Source organism: Variovorax sp. NFACC27, assembly GCF_048301545.1.
Lineage (GTDB): Bacteria > Pseudomonadota > Gammaproteobacteria > Burkholderiales > Burkholderiaceae_C > Variovorax > Variovorax gossypii.
On the sequence record NZ_CP157613.1, the window covers coordinates 237,370 to 255,227 of the forward strand.

The window sequence follows — 17,858 nt, forward strand, 5'->3', positions numbered from 1 at the left end:
GTGCGTTACCCGGCCATCGGGCCCGCCGCCGAGCTTTTTTCCCCTCAAGAACAGACCCAGGAGTACCCATGGTCAAGACGGTAGTTGTGAAAGTCGCTTCGCTGCTTGCAGCAGGTGCATGTGCAGCGGGCATGGCCGGAACGGCCGCCGCCCAGGAAGTGACGAAGATCTCGCTCGGCATGTCGGGCTGGACCGGCTTCGCGCCGCTCTCGCTGGCCGACAAGGCCGGCATCTTCAAGAAGAACGGGCTCGACGTCGAACTCAAGATGATCCCGCAGAAGGACCGCCACCTCGCGCTGGCCTCCGGCGCCATCCAGTGCGCGGCCACCACCGTCGAGACGCACGTGGCCTGGAACGCCAACGGCGTGCCGATCGTGCAGATCTTCCAGATGGACAAGTCCTACGGCGCCGACGGCCTCGCGGTGCGCGGCGACGTGAGCAAGTTCTCCGACCTCAAGGGCAAGACCATCGGCGTCGACGCCCCCGGCACCGCCCCCTACTTCGGCCTGGCCTGGATGCTCAGCAAGAACGGCATGACGCTGAAGGACGTGAAGACCACCACGCTGTCGCCGCAGGCCTCGGCCCAGGCCTTCGTGGCCGGCCAGAACGACGCCGCCATGACCTACGAGCCGTACCTCTCCACCGTGCGCGCCAGCCCCGCCGCCGGCAAGATCCTGGCCACCACGCTCGACTACCCGATGGTGATGGACACCGTCGGCTGCGCGCCCACCTGGCTCAAGGCCAACGCCAAGGCCGCCGCCGCGCTCACCAAGTCGTACTTCGACGCGCTCGACATGATCAAGGCCGAGCCCGAGAAGTCGAACGAGCTCATGGGCTCCGCCGTGAAGCAGAGCGGCGAGCAGTTCGCCAAGTCGGCTGCCTTCCTGCGCTGGCAGGACAAGGCCGCCAACCAGAAGTTCTTCGCGGGCGAGCTCACCAGCTTCATGAAGGAGGCCGCGCCCATCCTTCTGGAAGCCGGCGTGATCCGCAAGGCGCCCGAGGACTTCTCGGTCACCTTCGATGCAAGCTTCGTCAAGTAAGAACATGGCGCAGATGCCTTCCGCATCAGTGGTCGCGGCGCCTGCACCGCAGCAGGCCGCCAGGGCCGCGGCGCCGGTCGTCGCGCCCGCCCGCCGCCGCGCGCTCGCGCCGCTCGAACCCATCGGCACGCGCGCCCGCGTGCTGCTGGGGCTCGCGTTCTTCGTCGTCTTCGTGCTCGTGTGGGCCGTCGCCACGCTCGGCGGCTTCGTGCCGCCGACCTTCCTCGCGAGCCCGCCGACCATGGTCAAGGAAGGCTGGCTGCTCTTCACCGAGTACGGCTTCATCGGCGACATCGGCATGACCGTGTGGCGCGTGTTCGGCGGCTTCCTGCTGGCGGCCGTGTTCGCGGTGCCGCTGGGCATCGCCATGGGCACCTGGAAGGCCGTGGAGGCCTTCTTCGAACCCTTCGTCTCCTTCTGCCGCTACCTGCCGGCCTCGGCCTTCATTCCGCTGCTGATCCTGTGGGCGGGCCTGGGCGAGATGCAGAAGCTGCTGGTGATCTTCATCGGCTCCTTCTTCCAGATCGTGCTGATGGTGGCCGTCACCGTGGGCGGCGCGCGGCGCGACCTCGTGGAGGCCGCCTACACGCTGGGCGCCAACAGCCGCGGCATCGTGGCGCGCGTGCTCATTCCGGGGGCCGCGCCGGGCATCGCCGAAACGCTGCGCCTCGTGCTCGGCTGGGCATGGACCTACGTGATCGTGGCGGAGCTGATCGGCTCCTCCTCGGGCATCGGCCACATGATCACCGACAGCCAGGCGCTGCTGAACACCGGCCAGATCATCTTCGGGATCATCGTGATCGGCGTCATCGGCCTGCTTTCCGACTTCGCCTTCAAGGCAATCAACCGCCGCTTGTTCGCATGGGCCGCACTGTGATGTCGCAGAACCAACTTTCCATCCAGGGCGTCTCGCGCGTCTTCACCGGCACCAAGGGCCAGCGCACGCAGGCGCTGCAGCCGATCGATTTCGAGGTGAAGGAGAACGACTTCGTCACCATCCTCGGCCCCTCGGGCTGCGGCAAGTCGACGCTGTTGCGCATCGTGGCGGGGCTCGACTTCCCGACCACCGGCCAGGTGCTGCTCGACGGCGAGCGCATCGAGGGCCCGGGAGCCGACCGCGGCGTGGTGTTCCAGAGCTACACGCTCTTTCCGTGGCTCACGGTGGCGCAGAACATCCGCTTCGGCCTGCGCGAGCGCGGCATGAGCGAGGCCGACCAGAAGGAGCGCAGCGAGTTCTTCATCGCCAAGGTCGGCCTGCGCGGCTTCGAGAACCACTTTCCGAAGCAGCTCTCGGGCGGCATGCAGCAGCGCACGGCGATCGCGCGCGCTCTCGCCAACGACCCCAAGATGCTGCTGCTCGACGAGCCCTTCGGCGCGCTCGACAACCAGACCCGCGTGCTCATGCAGGAGCTGCTGCTGGGCATCTGGGAATCGGCGCAGAAGACGGTGCTGTTCGTCACGCACGACATCGACGAGGCGATCTTCATGGCCAACCGCGTGGCGGTGTTCAGCGCGCGTCCCGGTCGCATCAAGACCGAGATCGCGGTCGACTTTCCGCACCCGCGCAGCTACACCATCAAGACCTCGCCGGAGTTCATGGAAATCAAGGCACGCCTGACTGAAGAGATCCGCGCCGAATCGATGGCCGCGGCGGAGCATTGACCGAAGACACGATGAAACGCGACCTGCCGACCCTCGCGCTCTACGCGCAAGTCATGGATCACATCTCCCGCAAGATCCAGGACGGGACGTGGCCGCCCGGCCACCGCCTGCCGTCGGAGCACGAGCTGGTCGCGCAGTTCGGCATGGCGCGCATGACGGTGAACCGCGCGCTGCGCGAGCTGGTGGAGCAGGGGCGCATCGTGCGCGTGGCGGGCGTCGGCAGCTTCGTGGCGGAGAACAAGCCGCAGTCCACGCTGCTGCAGATCGCCAACATCGCCAGCGAGATCCGCCAGCGCGGGCACGACTACCGCTGCGAGATGATCGCGGTCGAGCGCATCGCCGCCTCGCCCGACGTGGCCGCGTGGCTCGACAAGCGCGCCGGCGACTCGGTGTTCCACAGCGTGTGCCTGCACCTGGAGAACGGCACGCCGGTGCAGCTCGAGGAGCGCTTCGTCAATCCGCAGGTGGTGCCCGACTACCTCGAGCAGGACTTCGGCGCGACGCCGCCCAGCGAGTACCTCGTGCGAAACGTGCCCTTCGACCAGATCGAGCACGTGGTCGACGCCGTGCTGCCCAACGCCGAGCAGGCCGAGCGGCTCGCGATGACGCCCACCGACCCCTGCCTGCTGCTCACGCGCCGCACCTGGTCGCGCAACGTCCCCGTGACCTGGGTGCGCTGCCTGCATCCCGCTTCGAGATACAGCCTGGGAAGCCGCTTCAAGGCCGACGGCAACCCCAGCTTCGGCTGATTTTTTCGTCCTCAGAGACCTCCGATTTCACTCGCAACTACTTGTATAGACAGGTTCACATGCCAAGCAAACACACCGCCAATCCAGATGCCACTTTGACCCTCGTGCCCGGCAAGGTCGACCTCGCGACGCTGCGTCGCATCCAGGCCGGCGGCGTGCGGCTCGCGCTCGACGCTTCGGTGCGCGATGGCATGCTTCGTGCCGAAGCCGCCGTGCGCCACATCGTCGAGAACGACCAGGTCGTCTACGGCATCAACACCGGCTTCGGCAAGCTCGCCAGCACGCGCATCGGCAACGACCACCTCGCCGAGCTGCAGCGCAACCTGGTGCTCTCGCACAGCGTGGGCACGGGCGAGCCGCTGGCCGCGCCCGTCGTGCGCATGATCCTCGCGACCAAGGCGGTGAGCCTGGCGCGCGGCCACTCGGGCGTACGGCCTGCGCTGGCCGACGCACTGCTGGCGCTGTTCAACGCGAGCGTGATGCCGCGCATCCCCGCCAAGGGCTCGGTCGGCGCCTCGGGCGACCTCGCGCCGCTCGCGCATCTGGCCTGCGTGCTGATCGGCGAGGGCCAGGCCACGCTGGCCGACGGCAGCGTGGTCAGCGGCGCCGAGGCGATGAAGCACATCGGCCTCGAGCCCTTCGTGCTCGGCCCCAAGGAAGGCCTCGCGCTGCTGAACGGCACTCAGGTGTCGACCGCGCTGGCGCTGGCGGGCCTCTTCGGCGCGGAAGACGTGTTCGCCTCGGCCCTGATGTCGGGCGCGCTCTCGCTCGAAGCCATCCAGGGCTCCATCAAGCCCTTCGACGCGCGCATCCACGCCGCACGCGGCCAGCCGGGCCAGATCGCCGTGGCGGGCGCCGTGCGCACGCTGCTCGAAGGCAGCGAGATCGTTCCCTCGCACGCCGACTGCGGTCGCGTGCAGGACCCGTACTCGGTGCGCTGCATCCCGCAGGTGATGGGCGCCTGCCTCGACAACCTCGCGCACGCCGCGCGCGTGCTGGTCATCGAGGCCAATGCCGCATCGGACAACCCGCTGGTCTTCACGGACACGGGCGAAGTCATCTCGGGCGGCAACTTCCACGCCGAGCCCGTCGCCTTCGCGGCCGACATCGTGGCGCTGGCCGTGAGCGAAGTGGGCGCGATCTCCGAGCGCCGCCTCGCGCTGCTGCTCGACAGCGGCCTGTCGGGCCTGCCGCCCTTCCTCGTGCGCGACGGCGGCCTGAACTCCGGCTTCATGATCGCGCAGGTCACGGCCGCGGCGCTCGCCTCGGAGAACAAGTCGCTCGCGCACCCCGCCAGCGTCGACAGCCTGCCGACCTCGGCCAACCAGGAAGACCACGTGTCGATGGCCACCTTCGCGGGCCGCCGCCTGGCCGACATGGTGAACAACACGGCAGTGGTGGTCGGCATCGAAGCCATGGCGGCCGCGCAAGGCATCGAGCTCAAGCGCAAGCTCAAGAGCTCGCCGCTGGTGGAAGCCGAATTCGCCGGCATCCGCCAGAAGGTCGCCTTCCTGGAAACCGACCGCTACCTCGCCCCCGACATCGAAGCCATGCGCCTGTGGGCGCTGAAGGCCGAACTGCCGGCCGCGCTGCTCGACATCCTGCCCAGTCACTCGTAAAACACACCCCGATTAGGAGAACCACGCCATGAACGCTCCGGACAAATTCGCCCTGAACACCGCCACCGACCCGCGCCACGACCCCACGCGCGTCATCCGCGCCCCGCGCGGCAGCGAGCTCAACTGCAAGAGCTGGCTCACCGAGGCCCCCTTCCGCATGCTGCAGAACAACCTCGATGCCGAAGTGGCCGAGCGCCCGCAGGACCTCGTGGTGTACGGCGGCATCGGCCGCGCCGCGCGCGACTGGGCCTGCTTCGACCAGATCCTCGCCTCGCTGAAGGAACTGAATGACGACGAGACGCTGCTGATTCAATCGGGCAAGCCCGTGGGCGTGTTCAAGACGCACGAGAACGCGCCGCGCGTGCTGCTGGCCAACTCGAACCTCGTGCCGAAGTGGGCCAACTGGGAGCATTTCAACGAGCTCGACCGCAAGGGCCTCTTCATGTACGGCCAAATGACGGCAGGAAGCTGGATCTACATCGGCAGCCAGGGCATCGTGCAGGGCACCTTCGAGACCTTCGTGGAAGCCGGCCGCCAGCACTACAACAACAGCCTGGCCGGCAAGTGGATCCTCACGGCCGGCCTGGGCGGCATGGGTGGCGCGCAGCCTCTCGCGGCCACGCTGGCCGGCGCGGTGTCGCTGAACATCGAGTGCCAGCAGTCGAGCATCGACTTCCGCCTGCGCACGCGCTACGTCGACAAGCAGGCGCGCGACATCGACCACGCCTTCGAGCTCATCAAGCAGCACTGCGACGCGAAGGAAGCCGTGTCGATCGCGCTGCTGGGCAACGCGGCCGAGATCCTGCCGGAGCTGGTGAAGCGCGCGAAGGCCGGTGGCCTCAAGCCCGACCTCGTGACCGACCAGACCTCCGCGCACGACCTGATCAACGGCTACCTGCCCGCCGGCTGGAGCGTGCCGCAATGGCAAGCCGCCATGAAGGACGCCTCGCAGCACGACGCGCTGAAGAAGGCCGCCGCGAAGTCGTGCGCCGTGCACGTGCAGGCCATGCTCGACTTCCAGGCCATGGGAATTCCCACGGTCGACTACGGCAACAACATCCGCCAGGTGGCCTTCGACGAGGGCGTGAAGAACGCATTCGACTTCCCGGGCTTCGTGCCGGCCTACATCCGCCCGCTGTTCTGCGAAGGCAAGGGCCCGTTCCGCTGGGTGGCGCTCTCGGGCGACCCGGAGGACATCTACAAGACCGACGCCAAGATCAAGGAGCTGTTCCCCGAGAACAAGCACACGCACCGCTGGCTCGACATGGCGCGCGAGCGCATCGCCTTCCAGGGCCTGCCCGCGCGCATCTGCTGGCTGGGCCTGGGCGAGCGCCACATCGCGGGCCTGGCCTTCAACGAGATGGTGAAGAACGGCGAGCTGAAGGCGCCGATCGTCATCGGCCGCGACCACCTCGACACCGGCTCGGTCGCCAGCCCCAACCGCGAGACCGAGGCCATGAAGGACGGCACCGATGCCGTGAGCGACTGGCCACTGCTCAACGCGCTGCTCAACACCGCGGGCGGCGCCACCTGGGTCAGCCTGCACCATGGCGGCGGCGTGGGCATGGGCTACTCGCAGCACTCGGGCGTGGTGATCGTGTGCGACGGCACCGACGCGGCCGCCAAACGCATCGAGCGCGTGCTCTTCAACGATCCGGCCACCGGCGTGATGCGCCACGCCGACGCGGGCTACGACATCGCCGTGGCCACCGCGAAGAAGCAGGGCCTGAAGCTGCCGATGGTGAAGTGATGGCAGGCGCAGCCTTGCCCGATGCCCTGGAATTGCAGCGCCGCGTGCGGGAGCGCGTGGACGACGAACTCGTCGCGCAATTCCAGCGCGACGGCGCGGTCTGCATCCGCCAGCTGCTCACGCCCGACGAACTCGCGCTGCTGCGCGACGGCATCGAGGCCAACCTCGCCGCGCCCAGCCCGCGCGCCAAGATCGCGAGCCGGCCCGACGATCCGGGCCGCTTTTTCGAGGACTTCTGCAACTGGCAGGAGATCGGCGAATTCCGTCGCTTCATCTTCGAGGCGCCGCTCGCGCAACTCGCGCAGCGGTTGATGGGCTCGAACACCGTGCGCCTGTACCACGACCACCTGCTCGTGAAGGAGCCCGGCACGCGCCAGCGCACGCCCTGGCACCAGGACCAGCCCTACTACAACATCGAGGGCGAGCAGAACGTCAGCATGTGGATTCCGGTCGATCCGGTGTCGCGCGCCGCCACGCTCGAGTTCGTGGCCGGCTCCCACAAGGGGCCGTGGCTGATGCCGCGGACCTTCATGGACAACCACGCCAAGTGGTTCCCCGAAGGCAGCCTGGAAGACCTGCCCGACATCGAGGGCGCGCGCGAGCGCTTTCCCATCGTGGGCTGGAACATCGAGCCCGGCGACTTCGTCTGCTTCCACATGCTCACGCTGCATGCGGCGGCCGGCGTGGAAGGGCCGAACCGGCGCCGCGTGTTCTCGGTGCGCTTCCTGGGCGACGACATCCGCCACGCGCCGCGCAGCTGGAGGACATCGCCCGATTTCCCCGGGCTGGCCGACACGCTGCCGGCGGGCGCGCCCATGGACGACGCGCGCTTCCCGCTGCTGGTGGGCTAGCTCCGCTTTAAGCCGAAGGTAGAAAGAAAAAACAGGCCCATTCCCACTCGCTGGGAATGAAGGCTTGGAAGTGGGAACGGCGGGCAAGATACTGCACGCCGGTTCCATTCATCCGATCGACCGCATGACGACCCCGCCCGACGCCCCCGCCAACGACCGCGCGCTCTTCGTGCTGTCGGTGCTGGCGCAGAGCAAGGCGGCGATGACCGCGGCCGAGCTGGTGCGAGCCACCGGCCTGTCGCAGAGCACGCTGTACCGGCAGATCGCCACGCTGCGCCGCTGGGGCTTCGTGATGGAGTCCGACGGCCGCTACTCGCCGGGCCCGGTCAGCGTGCAGCTGGCCACCGGCTTCGACGGCAACTCCGACCTCGTGATCGCCGCGCGCGCCGACATGCGCGCGCTGGCGCAGCAAAGCCACGAGAGCGTGGCGCTGGTCACGGCCGTGAACGACCGCGTCGTGTGCCTGGAGATGATCGACAGCGAGCAGTCGCTGCGCTGCTCCTTCGACCGCGGCCGCAGCGTGCCCGCGCGCGATGGCGCCAGCGCCAAGTGCCTGCTGGCCCACATGCCGCTCGACCAGCGCGACGCCTTGCTCGACGGGCTCGCCGAAAGCCCCGAGCGCCGCGCCGAGCGCGCCGCCGAACTCGACGCCATCCGCGAAGCCGGCCATGCCGTGACCCACGGCGAGGTCGATGCCGGCGTGTGGGGTGCGAGCGCGCCGGTGCTTTCCCCGGGCCGGCGCCTGCGCGGCGCGATCACGCTGATGGCGCCGCTCACGCGCGTCGAGGGCATGGAAGCTGCATTGCTCCACATGACCGTCGTCACGGCGGCCCGCATCTCGCGGGCGCTGCAGTAGCCGCTGCCGCTTCTTTTCTTCTTCCTCCTTCATTCACACCACGAAAGTCCCTGCCATGAACACCCGCCGCTCCATCGTCGCCGCCGCTCTTTCCGGCCTTGCCATCTTCGGTTTCGCGGGTGCCGCGCACGCGCAGGGCGAGCCGCTGCGCGTGGCCACCGACGCCACCTTCCCGCCCATGGAATTCGTGGAGAACGGCAAGCGCACCGGCTTCGACGTGGAGCTGGTCGAGGCCATCGGCAAGACGCTGGGCCGCAAGATCGAGTGGATCGACATCGACTTCAAGGGCCTGGTGCCGGGCCTCATTTCGAAGCGCTTCGACATGGCCGTCTCGGGCATCTACATCACCGACGAGCGCAAGAAGGTCGTCGACTTCACCGTGCCCTACTACGCGGGCGGCCTCGTGGTGATGGTGAAGGACGGCAACACGGCGATCAAGACGCCGGCCGACATCAACGGCAAGAAGGTCAGCGTGCAGGTGGGCACCAAGTCGGTGAGCTACACGAAGGAGAAATTCCCGCAGGTGCAGCTGATGGAAGTCGAGAAGAACCAGGAGATGTTCAACCTCGTCGACATCGGCCGCGCCGACGCCGCGGTGACCGGCAAGCCCGCCGCCTACCAGTACGTGCGCACGCGCGGCGGTCTGAAGGTGCTGCCCGAGCAGATCACCACCGAGGAATACGGCATGGCCATCCGCAAGGACACGCCCGAGCTGACCAAGGCGGTGAACGGCGCGATCGAGAAGCTGAAGGCCGACGGCACCTACGACCAGATCGTCAAGAAGTGGTTCAGCGCCAGCGCGAAGTAAGCCCGCCATGGATCTCGATTTCTCGCCAGTCTGGGAAGGCTGGCCCGACCTGCTGCGCGGCGCGCTGGTCACGGTGGAGATCACCGCCTGCGCACTCGCACTGGGCTGCGTGCTCGGCCTGCTGGTCGGCATCGGCCGGCTGAACCCGAAGCGGCGCTGGCTCTATGGCGCATGCACCGCCTACGTGGCGGCCATCCGCGGCACGCCGCTGCTGGTGCAGCTGTTCATTCTGTTCTTCGGCCTGCCGCACTTCGGCATCCTGCTGCCGGCCTTCGTGTGCGGCGTGCTGGGGCTCGGCGTGTATTCGGGCGCCTACGTGTCGGAGATCGTGCGCGGCGCGATCCAGTCGATCGACAAGGGGCAGACCATGGCGGCGCAGTCGCTGGGCATGACGCCCGGCCTCGCGATGCGCCACATCGTGCTGCCGCAGGCGGTGGTGCGCATGATCCCGCCGCTGGGCAACGAGTTCATCGCGCTGATCAAGAACTCGGCGCTGGTGTCGCTGCTGACGATTCACGACGTGATGCACGAGGGGCAGAAGATCATCAGCGTGTCGTACCGCTCGCTGGAGGTGTACCTCGCCATCGCGGTCGTGTACTTCGTGCTCACCGGCACGATGACGCTGGTGCTGCGGCACTTCGAACAGCGGCTGCGCCAGGGCGGAATGGTGCGATGAGCGGCGGCGTGCTTCGTCATTTCTCGCGCGCCTCGCTGCCCGTGACGCCATGGAAGAACGGCGGCGGCACCACGCAGGAAGTCGCCAGCTGGCCGCAGGGCGCGGGGCTCGACAGCTTCGGCTGGCGCGTGAGCATCGCCACCATCGCGGCGGCGGGGCCGTTCTCGGTGTTCGCGGGCGTGGACCGCAGCATCACGCTGCTCGAAGGCGACGGCGTGCGGCTCTTCACGCACGACGGGCGCATCGACCATCGGCTCGACGTGTCGCACCGGCCCTTTGCCTTCAGCGGCGACGAGGCCATCGACTGCACGCTGCTCGGCGGCGCTTCCAACGACTTCAACGTAATGACGCGGCGCGGCCAGTGGCGCGCCGACGTGCGCGTGCTGGACGGCGCCACGGCCATCGAGGCCGCACCGCACGGCGTGCTGCTGGCGCTGCGCGGCGCATGGCGCCTGAACGATGAAACCTGCCGCGAAGGCGAGGGCCTGCAGTGGGCCGATGTGGCACGGGCTTGGCAGGCGATGCCCGAGGGCGCCGATGCACGGCTGCTCGCGGTGCGCATCCTGCCGGCGTAACCTGCAGACGCAACAACAGGAACGACGATGAAACCCGTCATCAACGAATTCCCCTCGGCCGATGGGCTCTGGACCGGCATCCGCCTTGCCACCGATGCGAACGTGGAAGGCGCCATCGTGGTGGAGCAGGGCGCGATCCGCTGGATCGGCGCCCGCAGCGTGCTTCCCGCCGAATTCGCCGGACTCGAGAAGCACGACGGCGGCGGTGCGCTGGTCACGCCGGGGCTCGTCGACTGCCACACGCACCTCGTCTACGGCGGCCAGCGCGCCAACGAATTCGCGATGCGGCTCGCAGGCGCCACGTACGAAGAAGTGGCGAAGGCCGGCGGCGGCATCGTCTCGTCGGTGCGCGCCACGCGCGAGGCTGACGAGGACACGCTGTTCGCGCAAGCCGCGCCACGGCTCGAGCAGCTGCTGGCCGACGGCGTGTGCGCCGTCGAGATCAAGTCGGGCTACGGCCTTTCGCTGGAGTACGAGCGCAAGCAGCTTCGCGTGGCACGACGCCTCGGCGAAGCCTATGGCGTCACGGTGCGCACGACATTCCTCGGTGCGCATGCATTGCCCCCCGAGTACGCAGGCCGCAGTGGCGACTACATCGACCTCGTCTGCAACGAGATGCTGCCCGCGCTCGCGGCCGAAGGGCTGGTCGACGCGGTCGACGTGTTCTGCGAACGCATCGCCTTCTCGCTCGCCGAGACCGAGCAGGTCTTCAAGGCCGCGAAGGCACTGGGCCTGCCGGTGAAGCTGCATGCGGAGCAGCTCTCGGACATGGGCGGCGCGGCGCTGGCCGCGCGCTACGGCGCGCTGTCGTGCGACCACATCGAGCACCTGTCGGCCGAAGGCATCGAGGCGATGCGCCGCTCCGGCACCGTGGCCGTGCTGCTGCCCGGCGCCTACTACACGCTGCGCGACACGCACCTGCCGCCCATCGCCGCGCTGCGCGCCGCGGGCGTGCCGATGGCGGTGTCCACCGACCACAACCCCGGCACCTCGCCCGCGCTGAGCCTGCTGCTGATGGTGAACATGGCCTGCACGCTGTTCCGCCTCACGGTGCCCGAGGCGCTGGACGGCGTCACCGTGCACGCGGCGCGCGCGCTGGGCCTGCAGGACACGCACGGTGCCATCGCGCCCGGCATGCCCGCCAACTTCGTGCTGTGGAACGTGCGCGAAGCGGCCGAGCTCGCCTACTGGTTCGGACAGCAGCCCGTGCGCACGGTGGTGCGGCAGGGGCGCATCGCCATTGGAGCCAACGCATGACGACAAACACTCTTTTCGCGGCCGATGCGCTGCTGCCCGAGGGCTGGGCCAGGAACGTCCTGCTGGCCTGGGACGACGCGGGCCGGCTCACGCAGGTGCAGGCCAATGCGTCGCGGCCCGCCGACACGGAGGCCGCGCGCGGCCCCGTGATCCCCGGCACGCCCAACCTGCATTCGCACGCCTTCCAGCGCGCCTTCGCGGGCCTCACCGAGCATCGCGCCGAGCAGCACGACAGCTTCTGGAGCTGGCGCACGCTGATGTACCGCTTCGCAGCGCGGCTCGGCCCGCAGCACATGGAAGCCATCGCGACCTGGCTCTACACCGAGATGCTGGAAGCGGGCTACACCGGCGTGTGCGAGTTCCAGTACGTGCACCACGACGTGGACGGCCGCCCGTACGCCGACGACGCCACGCTGAGCCTCGCACTGCTGCGCGCCGCGAAGAAGGCCGGCATCGGCTTCACGCTGCTGCCGGTGCTCTACCAGACCGGCGGCTTTGGCGAGCAGCCGCCCACGGAGGGACAGCGCCGCTTCGTCCGCTCGACCGAATCGATGCTGCGCCTGCTCGAAGCGCTCAAGCCGGTGTGCGATGCACAGGGCGCGCGCCTCGGCCTCGCGCCGCATTCGCTGCGCGCCGTGCCGCCCGAAGGCTTGCGCGATGCGATCGCGGGGCTCGAAGCCATCGACCGCACCGCGCCCATCCACATCCACATCGCCGAGCAGACGAAGGAAGTGGACGACTGCGTGGCCTGGAGCGGCCTGCGTCCGGTGGAGTGGCTGCTCGACCACGCGCCGGTCGACGGGCGCTGGTGCCTCGTGCACGCCACCCACATGAACGACGCCGAGTACGAATACGCGGCCCGCAGCGGCGCGGTGGCGGGCCTGTGCCCGACCACCGAGGCGAACCTCGGCGACGGCATCTTCGACTTCGCCAAGTGGCGCAGCCATGGCGGCGCCTGGGGCGTGGGCTCGGACAGCCACGCGAGCGTGAACGCGGCCGAGGAACTGCTGATGCTCGAATACAGCCAGCGCCTGGCCCGGCGCCAGCGCAACGTCGGGGCCAGCGCGGCGCAGCCGCATGTCGCCACCGCGCTGACGCTGGAGGCGGTGCAGGGCGGGGCGCGAGCCTCGGGCCGTGCCGTGGCCGGTCTCGCGTCGGGGCAGCAGGCCGATTTCGCGGTGCTCGATGCCTCGCACGTCGCGCTGCAGGGCTTGTCGGCGCCCGATATGCTGTCCGCCCACGTCTTCGCGAGCCACCGCACCTCGGCCATCGACAGCGTATGGGTGGCGGGCCACCCCCGCGTCTCGGCCGGCCGCCACGCGCTGCACGACGAAGCCGCCGCTGCCTTCGTGGCCGCGCGTACCCAACTGCTACAGGATTGATCCCCACCATGGCCTTCACCACCAACGAGCCGCCGTTCCGCTTCCGCCAGGGCACGCGCCCGCTGCTGATCTCGATGCCGCACGTCGGCACCCATGTGCCGCCCGCGCTGGCCGCCCGGCTCACCGAAGAGGCGCGCCACGTGCCCGACACCGACTGGCACCTCGAGCGGCTCTACGACTTCGCCGACGAACTGGGCGCATCGGTGCTCGTCGCCACGCATTCGCGCTACGTGATCGACCTGAACCGTCCGCCAGACGGCGCGAGCCTGTACCCGGGCCAGAGCGTCACCGGCCTTTGCCCGGTCGACACCTTCGACGACACGCCGCTGTACGCCAACGCCGCCGACGTGCCGGGCGAGGCCGAAGTCGCCGAGCGCCGCGACGCCATCTGGCAGCCGTACCACGCCAAGCTGGCCGAAGAACTCGCCCGCATCCGCGCGCAGCACGGCGTGGCCGCGCTGTGGGACGCGCACTCCATCCGCTCGGTGCTGCCGCGCTTCTTCGAAGGCAAGCTGCCCGACCTGAACCTGGGCACAGGTAAGGGCATCAGCTGCGACCCGGCGCTGGCGCAGACGCTGCTGGGCATCGCCGAGAGCGCCACCGGCTACACCGGCGTGCTCAACGGCCGCTTCACCGGCGGCTACATCACGCGCAACTACGGCAACCCCGCGCAGAACGTGCACGCGGTGCAGCTGGAGATGACGCAGTCGAGCTACATGCAGGAAAAGCTGCCCTTCGACTACCTGCCCGAGGTGGCGGCGGGCGTGCAGCCGCATGTGCGGCGCATGATCGAGGCGGTGCTGGCCTTCGTCGAAGGCCGCGCAAAGAACTGACGGCGGGCAGGGACAGGGCCTCTTCCTACAATCGGGGCCTATGAAGCCCCTCGTCTACACCCGCGGCCAGGCACTGCCCGGCATCCTCGCCAAGCGCATCGCCATCCTCGATGGCGCCATGGGCACGATGATCCAGCGCTTCAAGCTCACCGAGGAGCAGTACCGCGGCGAGCGCTTCAAGGATTTCGATCGCGACATCAAGGGCAACAACGAGCTGCTGTCGCTCACGCGGCCCGACGTGATCCGCGACATCCACGAGGGCTACCTCGCGGCCGGCGCCGACCTGATCGAGACCAACACCTTCGGCGCGACCACCATCGCGCAGGAGGACTACAAGATGGCGCACCTTGCGCGCGAGATGAACCTCGAATCCGCGAAGCTCGCGCGCGCTGCCTGCGACAAGTTCAGCACGCCCGACAAGCCGCGCTTCGTGGCCGGCGCCCTCGGCCCGACGCCCAAGACGGCGAGCATCAGCCCCGACGTGAACGACCCGGGCGCGCGCAACGTCAACTTCGAGGAGCTGCGCGCGGCCTACTACGAGCAGACCGAGGCGCTGGTCGAAGGCGGCGCCGACGTGATCCTGGTCGAGACCATCTTCGACACGCTCAACGCCAAGGCCGCGCTGTTCGCGGTCGACGAGTACTTCCACAACAGCGGGCAGCGCCTGCCGCTCATCATCAGCGGCACGGTGACCGACGCCTCGGGCCGCATCCTCAGCGGCCAGACCGTCACCGCCTTCTGGCACAGCGTGCGCCACGCGCAGCCGCTGGCCATCGGCCTGAACTGCGCGCTGGGCGCGGCGCTGATGCGCCCGTACATCCAGGAGCTGGCGCGCGTGGCCGGCGACACCTTCATCAGCTGCTATCCGAACGCGGGCCTGCCCAACCCGATGAGCGACACCGGCTTCGACGAGACGCCGGATGTCACCTCGCGGCTGCTGCACGAGTTCGCGGCCGAGGGGCTGGTGAACATCGTGGGCGGCTGCTGCGGCACGACGCCGGATCACATCGCGGCGATCGGCAAGGCAGTGGCGCCTGTTGCGGGCCGTGCCCTCGGCAGCAGCAACGCCGCCGGCTTCTACAAAGAGGCTGCGTAGCTGGCTCTCCCCCAGGCTTCGCGCACTTCGCGTCGCTGCGCCAACCCCCTTCCGGGGGCAACACCTGCGGCCCGGCGAAGCCGGTTCCACGGTGTTCCTGGAATCAGGCCTGCGCTGATTGACGGGCTGGGGCCCCCGGCCTAGGCTGGGCGCAAGGAGCCTTGCCATGAACTCACTCGCACAACGCTGGGCCGCCGTCGGCGCGCTTGCCCTGGCGCTTCCGCTCGCGGCGCAGGCGCAGCAGGCCTTCACGCGCGGCGCGGTCAACCTGCGCGCCGGGCCTTCGGGCGACTATCCGCTGGTGGCGCGGCTCGGACCGGGCCAGCCGCTCGAGGTGGTCGGCTGCACCAGCGGCTATGGCTGGTGCGACGTGGTGCTGCCCGACGGCGGGCGCGGCTGGATCTGGGCGCGCAACCTCGACTACGCCTACCAGGAGCAGCGCGTGCCGCTGGTCACCTACGGCGCGCTGATCGGCGTGCCGATCATCGGCTTCGCGATCGGCAGCTACTGGGCCGACTACTACCGCGACCGGCCGTGGTACGGCGACCGGCGCTGGTGGGGCAGCAGGCCGCCTCCGCCGCCCGTGGCGGGCTGGCGTCCGCCGCCGCCGGTGCGGCCGGGGTGGCAGCCGCATCCGTGGCAGCCGGGGCCCGGTTTCCGTCCACCGGGTCCGGGTTTCCGCCCGCCGCCCGGCCCGGGAGTCCGGCCGCCGCATCCGCCCGGCGTTCGTCCGCCGGTCGATCCGGGCGTCAGGCCGCCACGGCCGCAGCCGGGATTCCGTCCGGGGCCGCCGCCGGGCATGCCGCATCCGCATCCGGGTGGGGGCGGGCATCGCGGGGGCGGTCACGGCGATGGCCGCGGTGACGGTCGTGGTGAGGGTCGCGGCGGCGGCCACGGAGGCGGGCACCGGAACTGAGTGCCGCCACCGTCCTCAATCTCCGGCGACGTGCACCACGCGCTTGCCGAAATTGCGACCCTGAAGCAGGCCGATGAATGCGGCCGGCGCGTTCTCCAGGCCGTCGACGCGGTCCTCGCGCAGCGTGACGCGGCCGGCGGCGACCCATTCGTCCATCTCGCGGCGGAAGGCGTCGAAGCGCTCGCCGTAGTGGTCGAGGATGACGAAGCCCTGCATGCGGATGCGCTTCTGCAGCAGCGCCGCCGTCAGCAGCGGCAGCCGGTTCGGGCCGGAGGGCAGTTCCTCGCTGTTGTAGTCGGCGATGTGCCCGCACACCGGCACGCGCGCGCCGACGTTGAGCAGCGGCAGCACCGCGTCGAACACCGCGCCGCCGACGTTCTCGAAATAGACGTCGATGCCTTCGGGGCAGGCGGCGGCGAGGCGTGCGGCGAACTCCGGGTCGTGGCGGTCGAGGCAGGCGTCGAATCCCAGCGTCTCGACCGCGTACCGGCACTTGTCCGCCCCGCCCGCGATGCCGACCACGCGCGCGCCCTTGAGCCTGGCGATCTGCCCGACCACCGAGCCGACCGCGCCGGTCGCCGCGGCCACCACCACGGTCTCTCCGGGCTTCGGCTGGCCGATGTCGAGCAGGCCCACATGCGCGGTGAACGCCGGCATGCCCAGCCCGCCCAGTGCCAGCGAGGGCCGCGCCATGTCGCCGAGCGGCATCAGGTCCTGGCCGTCGGACAGCGCGTAGTCCTGCCAGCCGGCGTTGCCGAGCACGAGATCGCCGGGCCGGAACTGCGGATTCCTTGAAACGACGACGCGGTTGACCGTGCCGCCCGGCATCGCCTCGCCCACCTGCACCGAGGCGGGCGCGTAGAGCGGCGGGATCTCGTCCATCAGCTGGCGCATGTACGGATCGAGCGACAGGTGCAGCGTGCGCAGCAGCACCTGGCCGTCGCCGGGCGTGGGAAGGGGGCTTTCCTCGAGGCGGAAGTTCTCCGGCGTGGGAAGGCCGCGCGGCCGGGCGGCGAGGACGATGCGGCGGTTGACGTTGCTCTGGGACATGGGTCGTGGCTCCTTGGTGAATAGACCAGTCGTCTAGTGAATGGGCGAAAAAAAGCGGGAGCGCGCTCGCCTCCCGCTTCGGGGGTTTCAGTGGTCCGAAGACAGGCCCAACTGCTGCCGGGTGTCGCGCATGGCTGCGTCCAGCGACGAGCGGTCGCGCGTGATCTTGGCCAGCAGGCTGGCGCCGAGCCAGCGCTGGTAGAGCGCGATGGCGACGCCCTGGGCGTCCTGCCCCTGCGACAACGACCCGATCGAGCCGTCGGCCCGCCCGGCCTCGATGCAGCCTGCAAGCCGGTCGGTGATGCCGCGCGTTCCGCGCGCGAGCGCCGAGCGCATGCTCTCGGACAGGTCGCAGACCTCCGCGCCGAGCTTGACGACGAGGCAGCGGCTTTGCGCCTCGTCGCCGGTCTGCGAGTCGAGCCAGTCGTCGAAATAGGCGATCAGCCGTTGGGCGGCGGTGCCGGGCCCCTCGGTCAGGAGGGTGTCGGTGCGCCCCAGGTACTCGGTGAAATAGGCTTCCAGCACCGCCTCGCCGAAGACTTCCTTGGAGCCGAAGTAGTGATAGAACGAGCCCTTCGGCACCTTCGCCGCCGCCAGTACTTCGGCCAGCCCGACGCCGGTGAAGCCCTTCCGCAGCAGCAGCGGGTGGGCCACGTCGAGGATGTGCTGGCGGACGTCTGTGATGGGGGCGATCGCGTTCATGGACCGCACTCTAGCGGCAATTAGACCAGTCGTCTA

General features: G+C 69.4%; 18 protein-coding genes. 16 read left to right on the top strand and 2 right to left on the bottom strand.

Annotated elements, in window-relative coordinates; all coding sequences use genetic code 11:
• Positions 1 to 68: 68 nt before the first annotated feature.
• From ABL840_RS01175 to ABL840_RS01250, 16 genes are all read left to right on the top strand, one after another.
• Positions 69 to 1,040, top strand: a complete 972-nt coding sequence (locus tag ABL840_RS01175) for an ABC transporter substrate-binding protein (protein ID WP_093307466.1) — start codon at positions 69 to 71, stop codon at positions 1,038 to 1,040.
• On the top strand, positions 1,021 to 1,917 hold the full coding sequence (locus ABL840_RS01180; protein WP_093307467.1) for an ABC transporter permease: 897 nt from the start codon (positions 1,021 to 1,023) through the stop codon (positions 1,915 to 1,917). Before ABL840_RS01175 ends, ABL840_RS01180 begins: the two co-directional genes overlap by 20 nt.
• Positions 1,902 to 2,702: an ABC transporter ATP-binding protein gene (locus ABL840_RS01185; RefSeq protein ID WP_093206734.1), complete on the top strand. Its 801-nt coding sequence runs from the start codon at positions 1,902 to 1,904 to the stop codon at positions 2,700 to 2,702. The genes ABL840_RS01180 and ABL840_RS01185 overlap by 16 nt, the downstream gene beginning before the upstream one ends.
• Positions 2,703 to 2,713: 11 nt before the next feature.
• Positions 2,714 to 3,451 carry a histidine utilization repressor gene (hutC, locus tag ABL840_RS01190; RefSeq protein ID WP_093307512.1) on the top strand — a complete coding sequence of 246 codons (738 nt, stop codon included), beginning with the start codon at positions 2,714 to 2,716 and terminating at the stop codon, positions 3,449 to 3,451.
• A gap of 59 nt (positions 3,452 to 3,510) precedes the next feature.
• The gene (gene hutH, locus ABL840_RS01195) at positions 3,511 to 5,070 is read left to right on the top strand and encodes a histidine ammonia-lyase (RefSeq protein WP_093307468.1); all 1,560 of its coding nucleotides are present in this window, start codon (positions 3,511 to 3,513) and stop codon (positions 5,068 to 5,070) included.
• A gap of 28 nt (positions 5,071 to 5,098) precedes the next feature.
• Complete coding sequence (hutU, locus tag ABL840_RS01200) at positions 5,099 to 6,820, top strand: urocanate hydratase (protein WP_093307469.1); 1,722 nt, start codon at positions 5,099 to 5,101, stop codon at positions 6,818 to 6,820.
• Complete coding sequence (locus ABL840_RS01205; RefSeq protein ID WP_093307470.1) at positions 6,820 to 7,671, top strand: phytanoyl-CoA dioxygenase family protein; 852 nt, start codon at positions 6,820 to 6,822, stop codon at positions 7,669 to 7,671. The genes hutU and ABL840_RS01205 overlap by 1 nt, the downstream gene beginning before the upstream one ends.
• Before the next feature lie 124 nt (positions 7,672 to 7,795).
• Positions 7,796 to 8,527: an IclR family transcriptional regulator gene (locus ABL840_RS01210; protein ID WP_093206958.1), complete on the top strand. Its 732-nt coding sequence runs from the start codon at positions 7,796 to 7,798 to the stop codon at positions 8,525 to 8,527.
• Between the two features lie 55 nt (positions 8,528 to 8,582).
• Positions 8,583 to 9,335, top strand: coding sequence for a transporter substrate-binding domain-containing protein (locus ABL840_RS01215; RefSeq protein WP_093206739.1), 753 nt, complete (start codon positions 8,583 to 8,585; stop codon positions 9,333 to 9,335).
• Positions 9,336 to 9,342: 7 nt separating this feature from the next.
• Positions 9,343 to 10,011, top strand: a complete 669-nt coding sequence (locus tag ABL840_RS01220; RefSeq protein ID WP_093307471.1) for an amino acid ABC transporter permease — start codon at positions 9,343 to 9,345, stop codon at positions 10,009 to 10,011.
• A complete protein-coding gene (locus ABL840_RS01225) occupies positions 10,008 to 10,586 on the top strand; it encodes a HutD family protein (protein WP_093307472.1) in 579 nt (192 codons plus the stop codon). The genes ABL840_RS01220 and ABL840_RS01225 overlap by 4 nt, the downstream gene beginning before the upstream one ends.
• Before the next feature lie 27 nt (positions 10,587 to 10,613).
• A complete protein-coding gene (gene hutI, locus ABL840_RS01230) occupies positions 10,614 to 11,843 on the top strand; it encodes an imidazolonepropionase (protein ID WP_093307473.1) in 1,230 nt (409 codons plus the stop codon).
• Complete coding sequence (locus ABL840_RS01235) at positions 11,840 to 13,225, top strand: formimidoylglutamate deiminase (protein WP_093307474.1); 1,386 nt, start codon at positions 11,840 to 11,842, stop codon at positions 13,223 to 13,225. The genes hutI and ABL840_RS01235 overlap by 4 nt, the downstream gene beginning before the upstream one ends.
• 8 nt (positions 13,226 to 13,233) lie before the next feature.
• Complete coding sequence (gene hutG, locus ABL840_RS01240) at positions 13,234 to 14,058, top strand: N-formylglutamate deformylase (protein ID WP_093307475.1); 825 nt, start codon at positions 13,234 to 13,236, stop codon at positions 14,056 to 14,058.
• A 40-nt stretch (positions 14,059 to 14,098) separates the two neighbouring features.
• Positions 14,099 to 15,154 (top strand): homocysteine S-methyltransferase family protein, encoded by a 1,056-nt coding sequence (locus ABL840_RS01245; RefSeq protein ID WP_093206745.1) that lies wholly within the window; start codon positions 14,099 to 14,101, stop codon positions 15,152 to 15,154.
• A gap of 166 nt (positions 15,155 to 15,320) precedes the next feature.
• Positions 15,321 to 16,070 (top strand): SH3 domain-containing protein, encoded by a 750-nt coding sequence (locus tag ABL840_RS01250; RefSeq protein WP_093307476.1) that lies wholly within the window; start codon positions 15,321 to 15,323, stop codon positions 16,068 to 16,070.
• A 15-nt stretch (positions 16,071 to 16,085) separates the two neighbouring features.
• On the opposite strand, the gene ABL840_RS01255 is transcribed toward ABL840_RS01250, so the two are convergent.
• Complete coding sequence (locus tag ABL840_RS01255; protein WP_093307477.1) at positions 16,086 to 17,120, bottom strand: NADP-dependent oxidoreductase; 1,035 nt, start codon at positions 17,118 to 17,120, stop codon at positions 16,086 to 16,088.
• Positions 17,121 to 17,207: 87 nt separating this feature from the next.
• On the bottom strand, positions 17,208 to 17,822 hold the full coding sequence (locus tag ABL840_RS01260; RefSeq protein WP_093307478.1) for a TetR/AcrR family transcriptional regulator: 615 nt from the start codon (positions 17,820 to 17,822) through the stop codon (positions 17,208 to 17,210).
• Between the last annotated feature and the right edge of the window lie 36 nt (positions 17,823 to 17,858).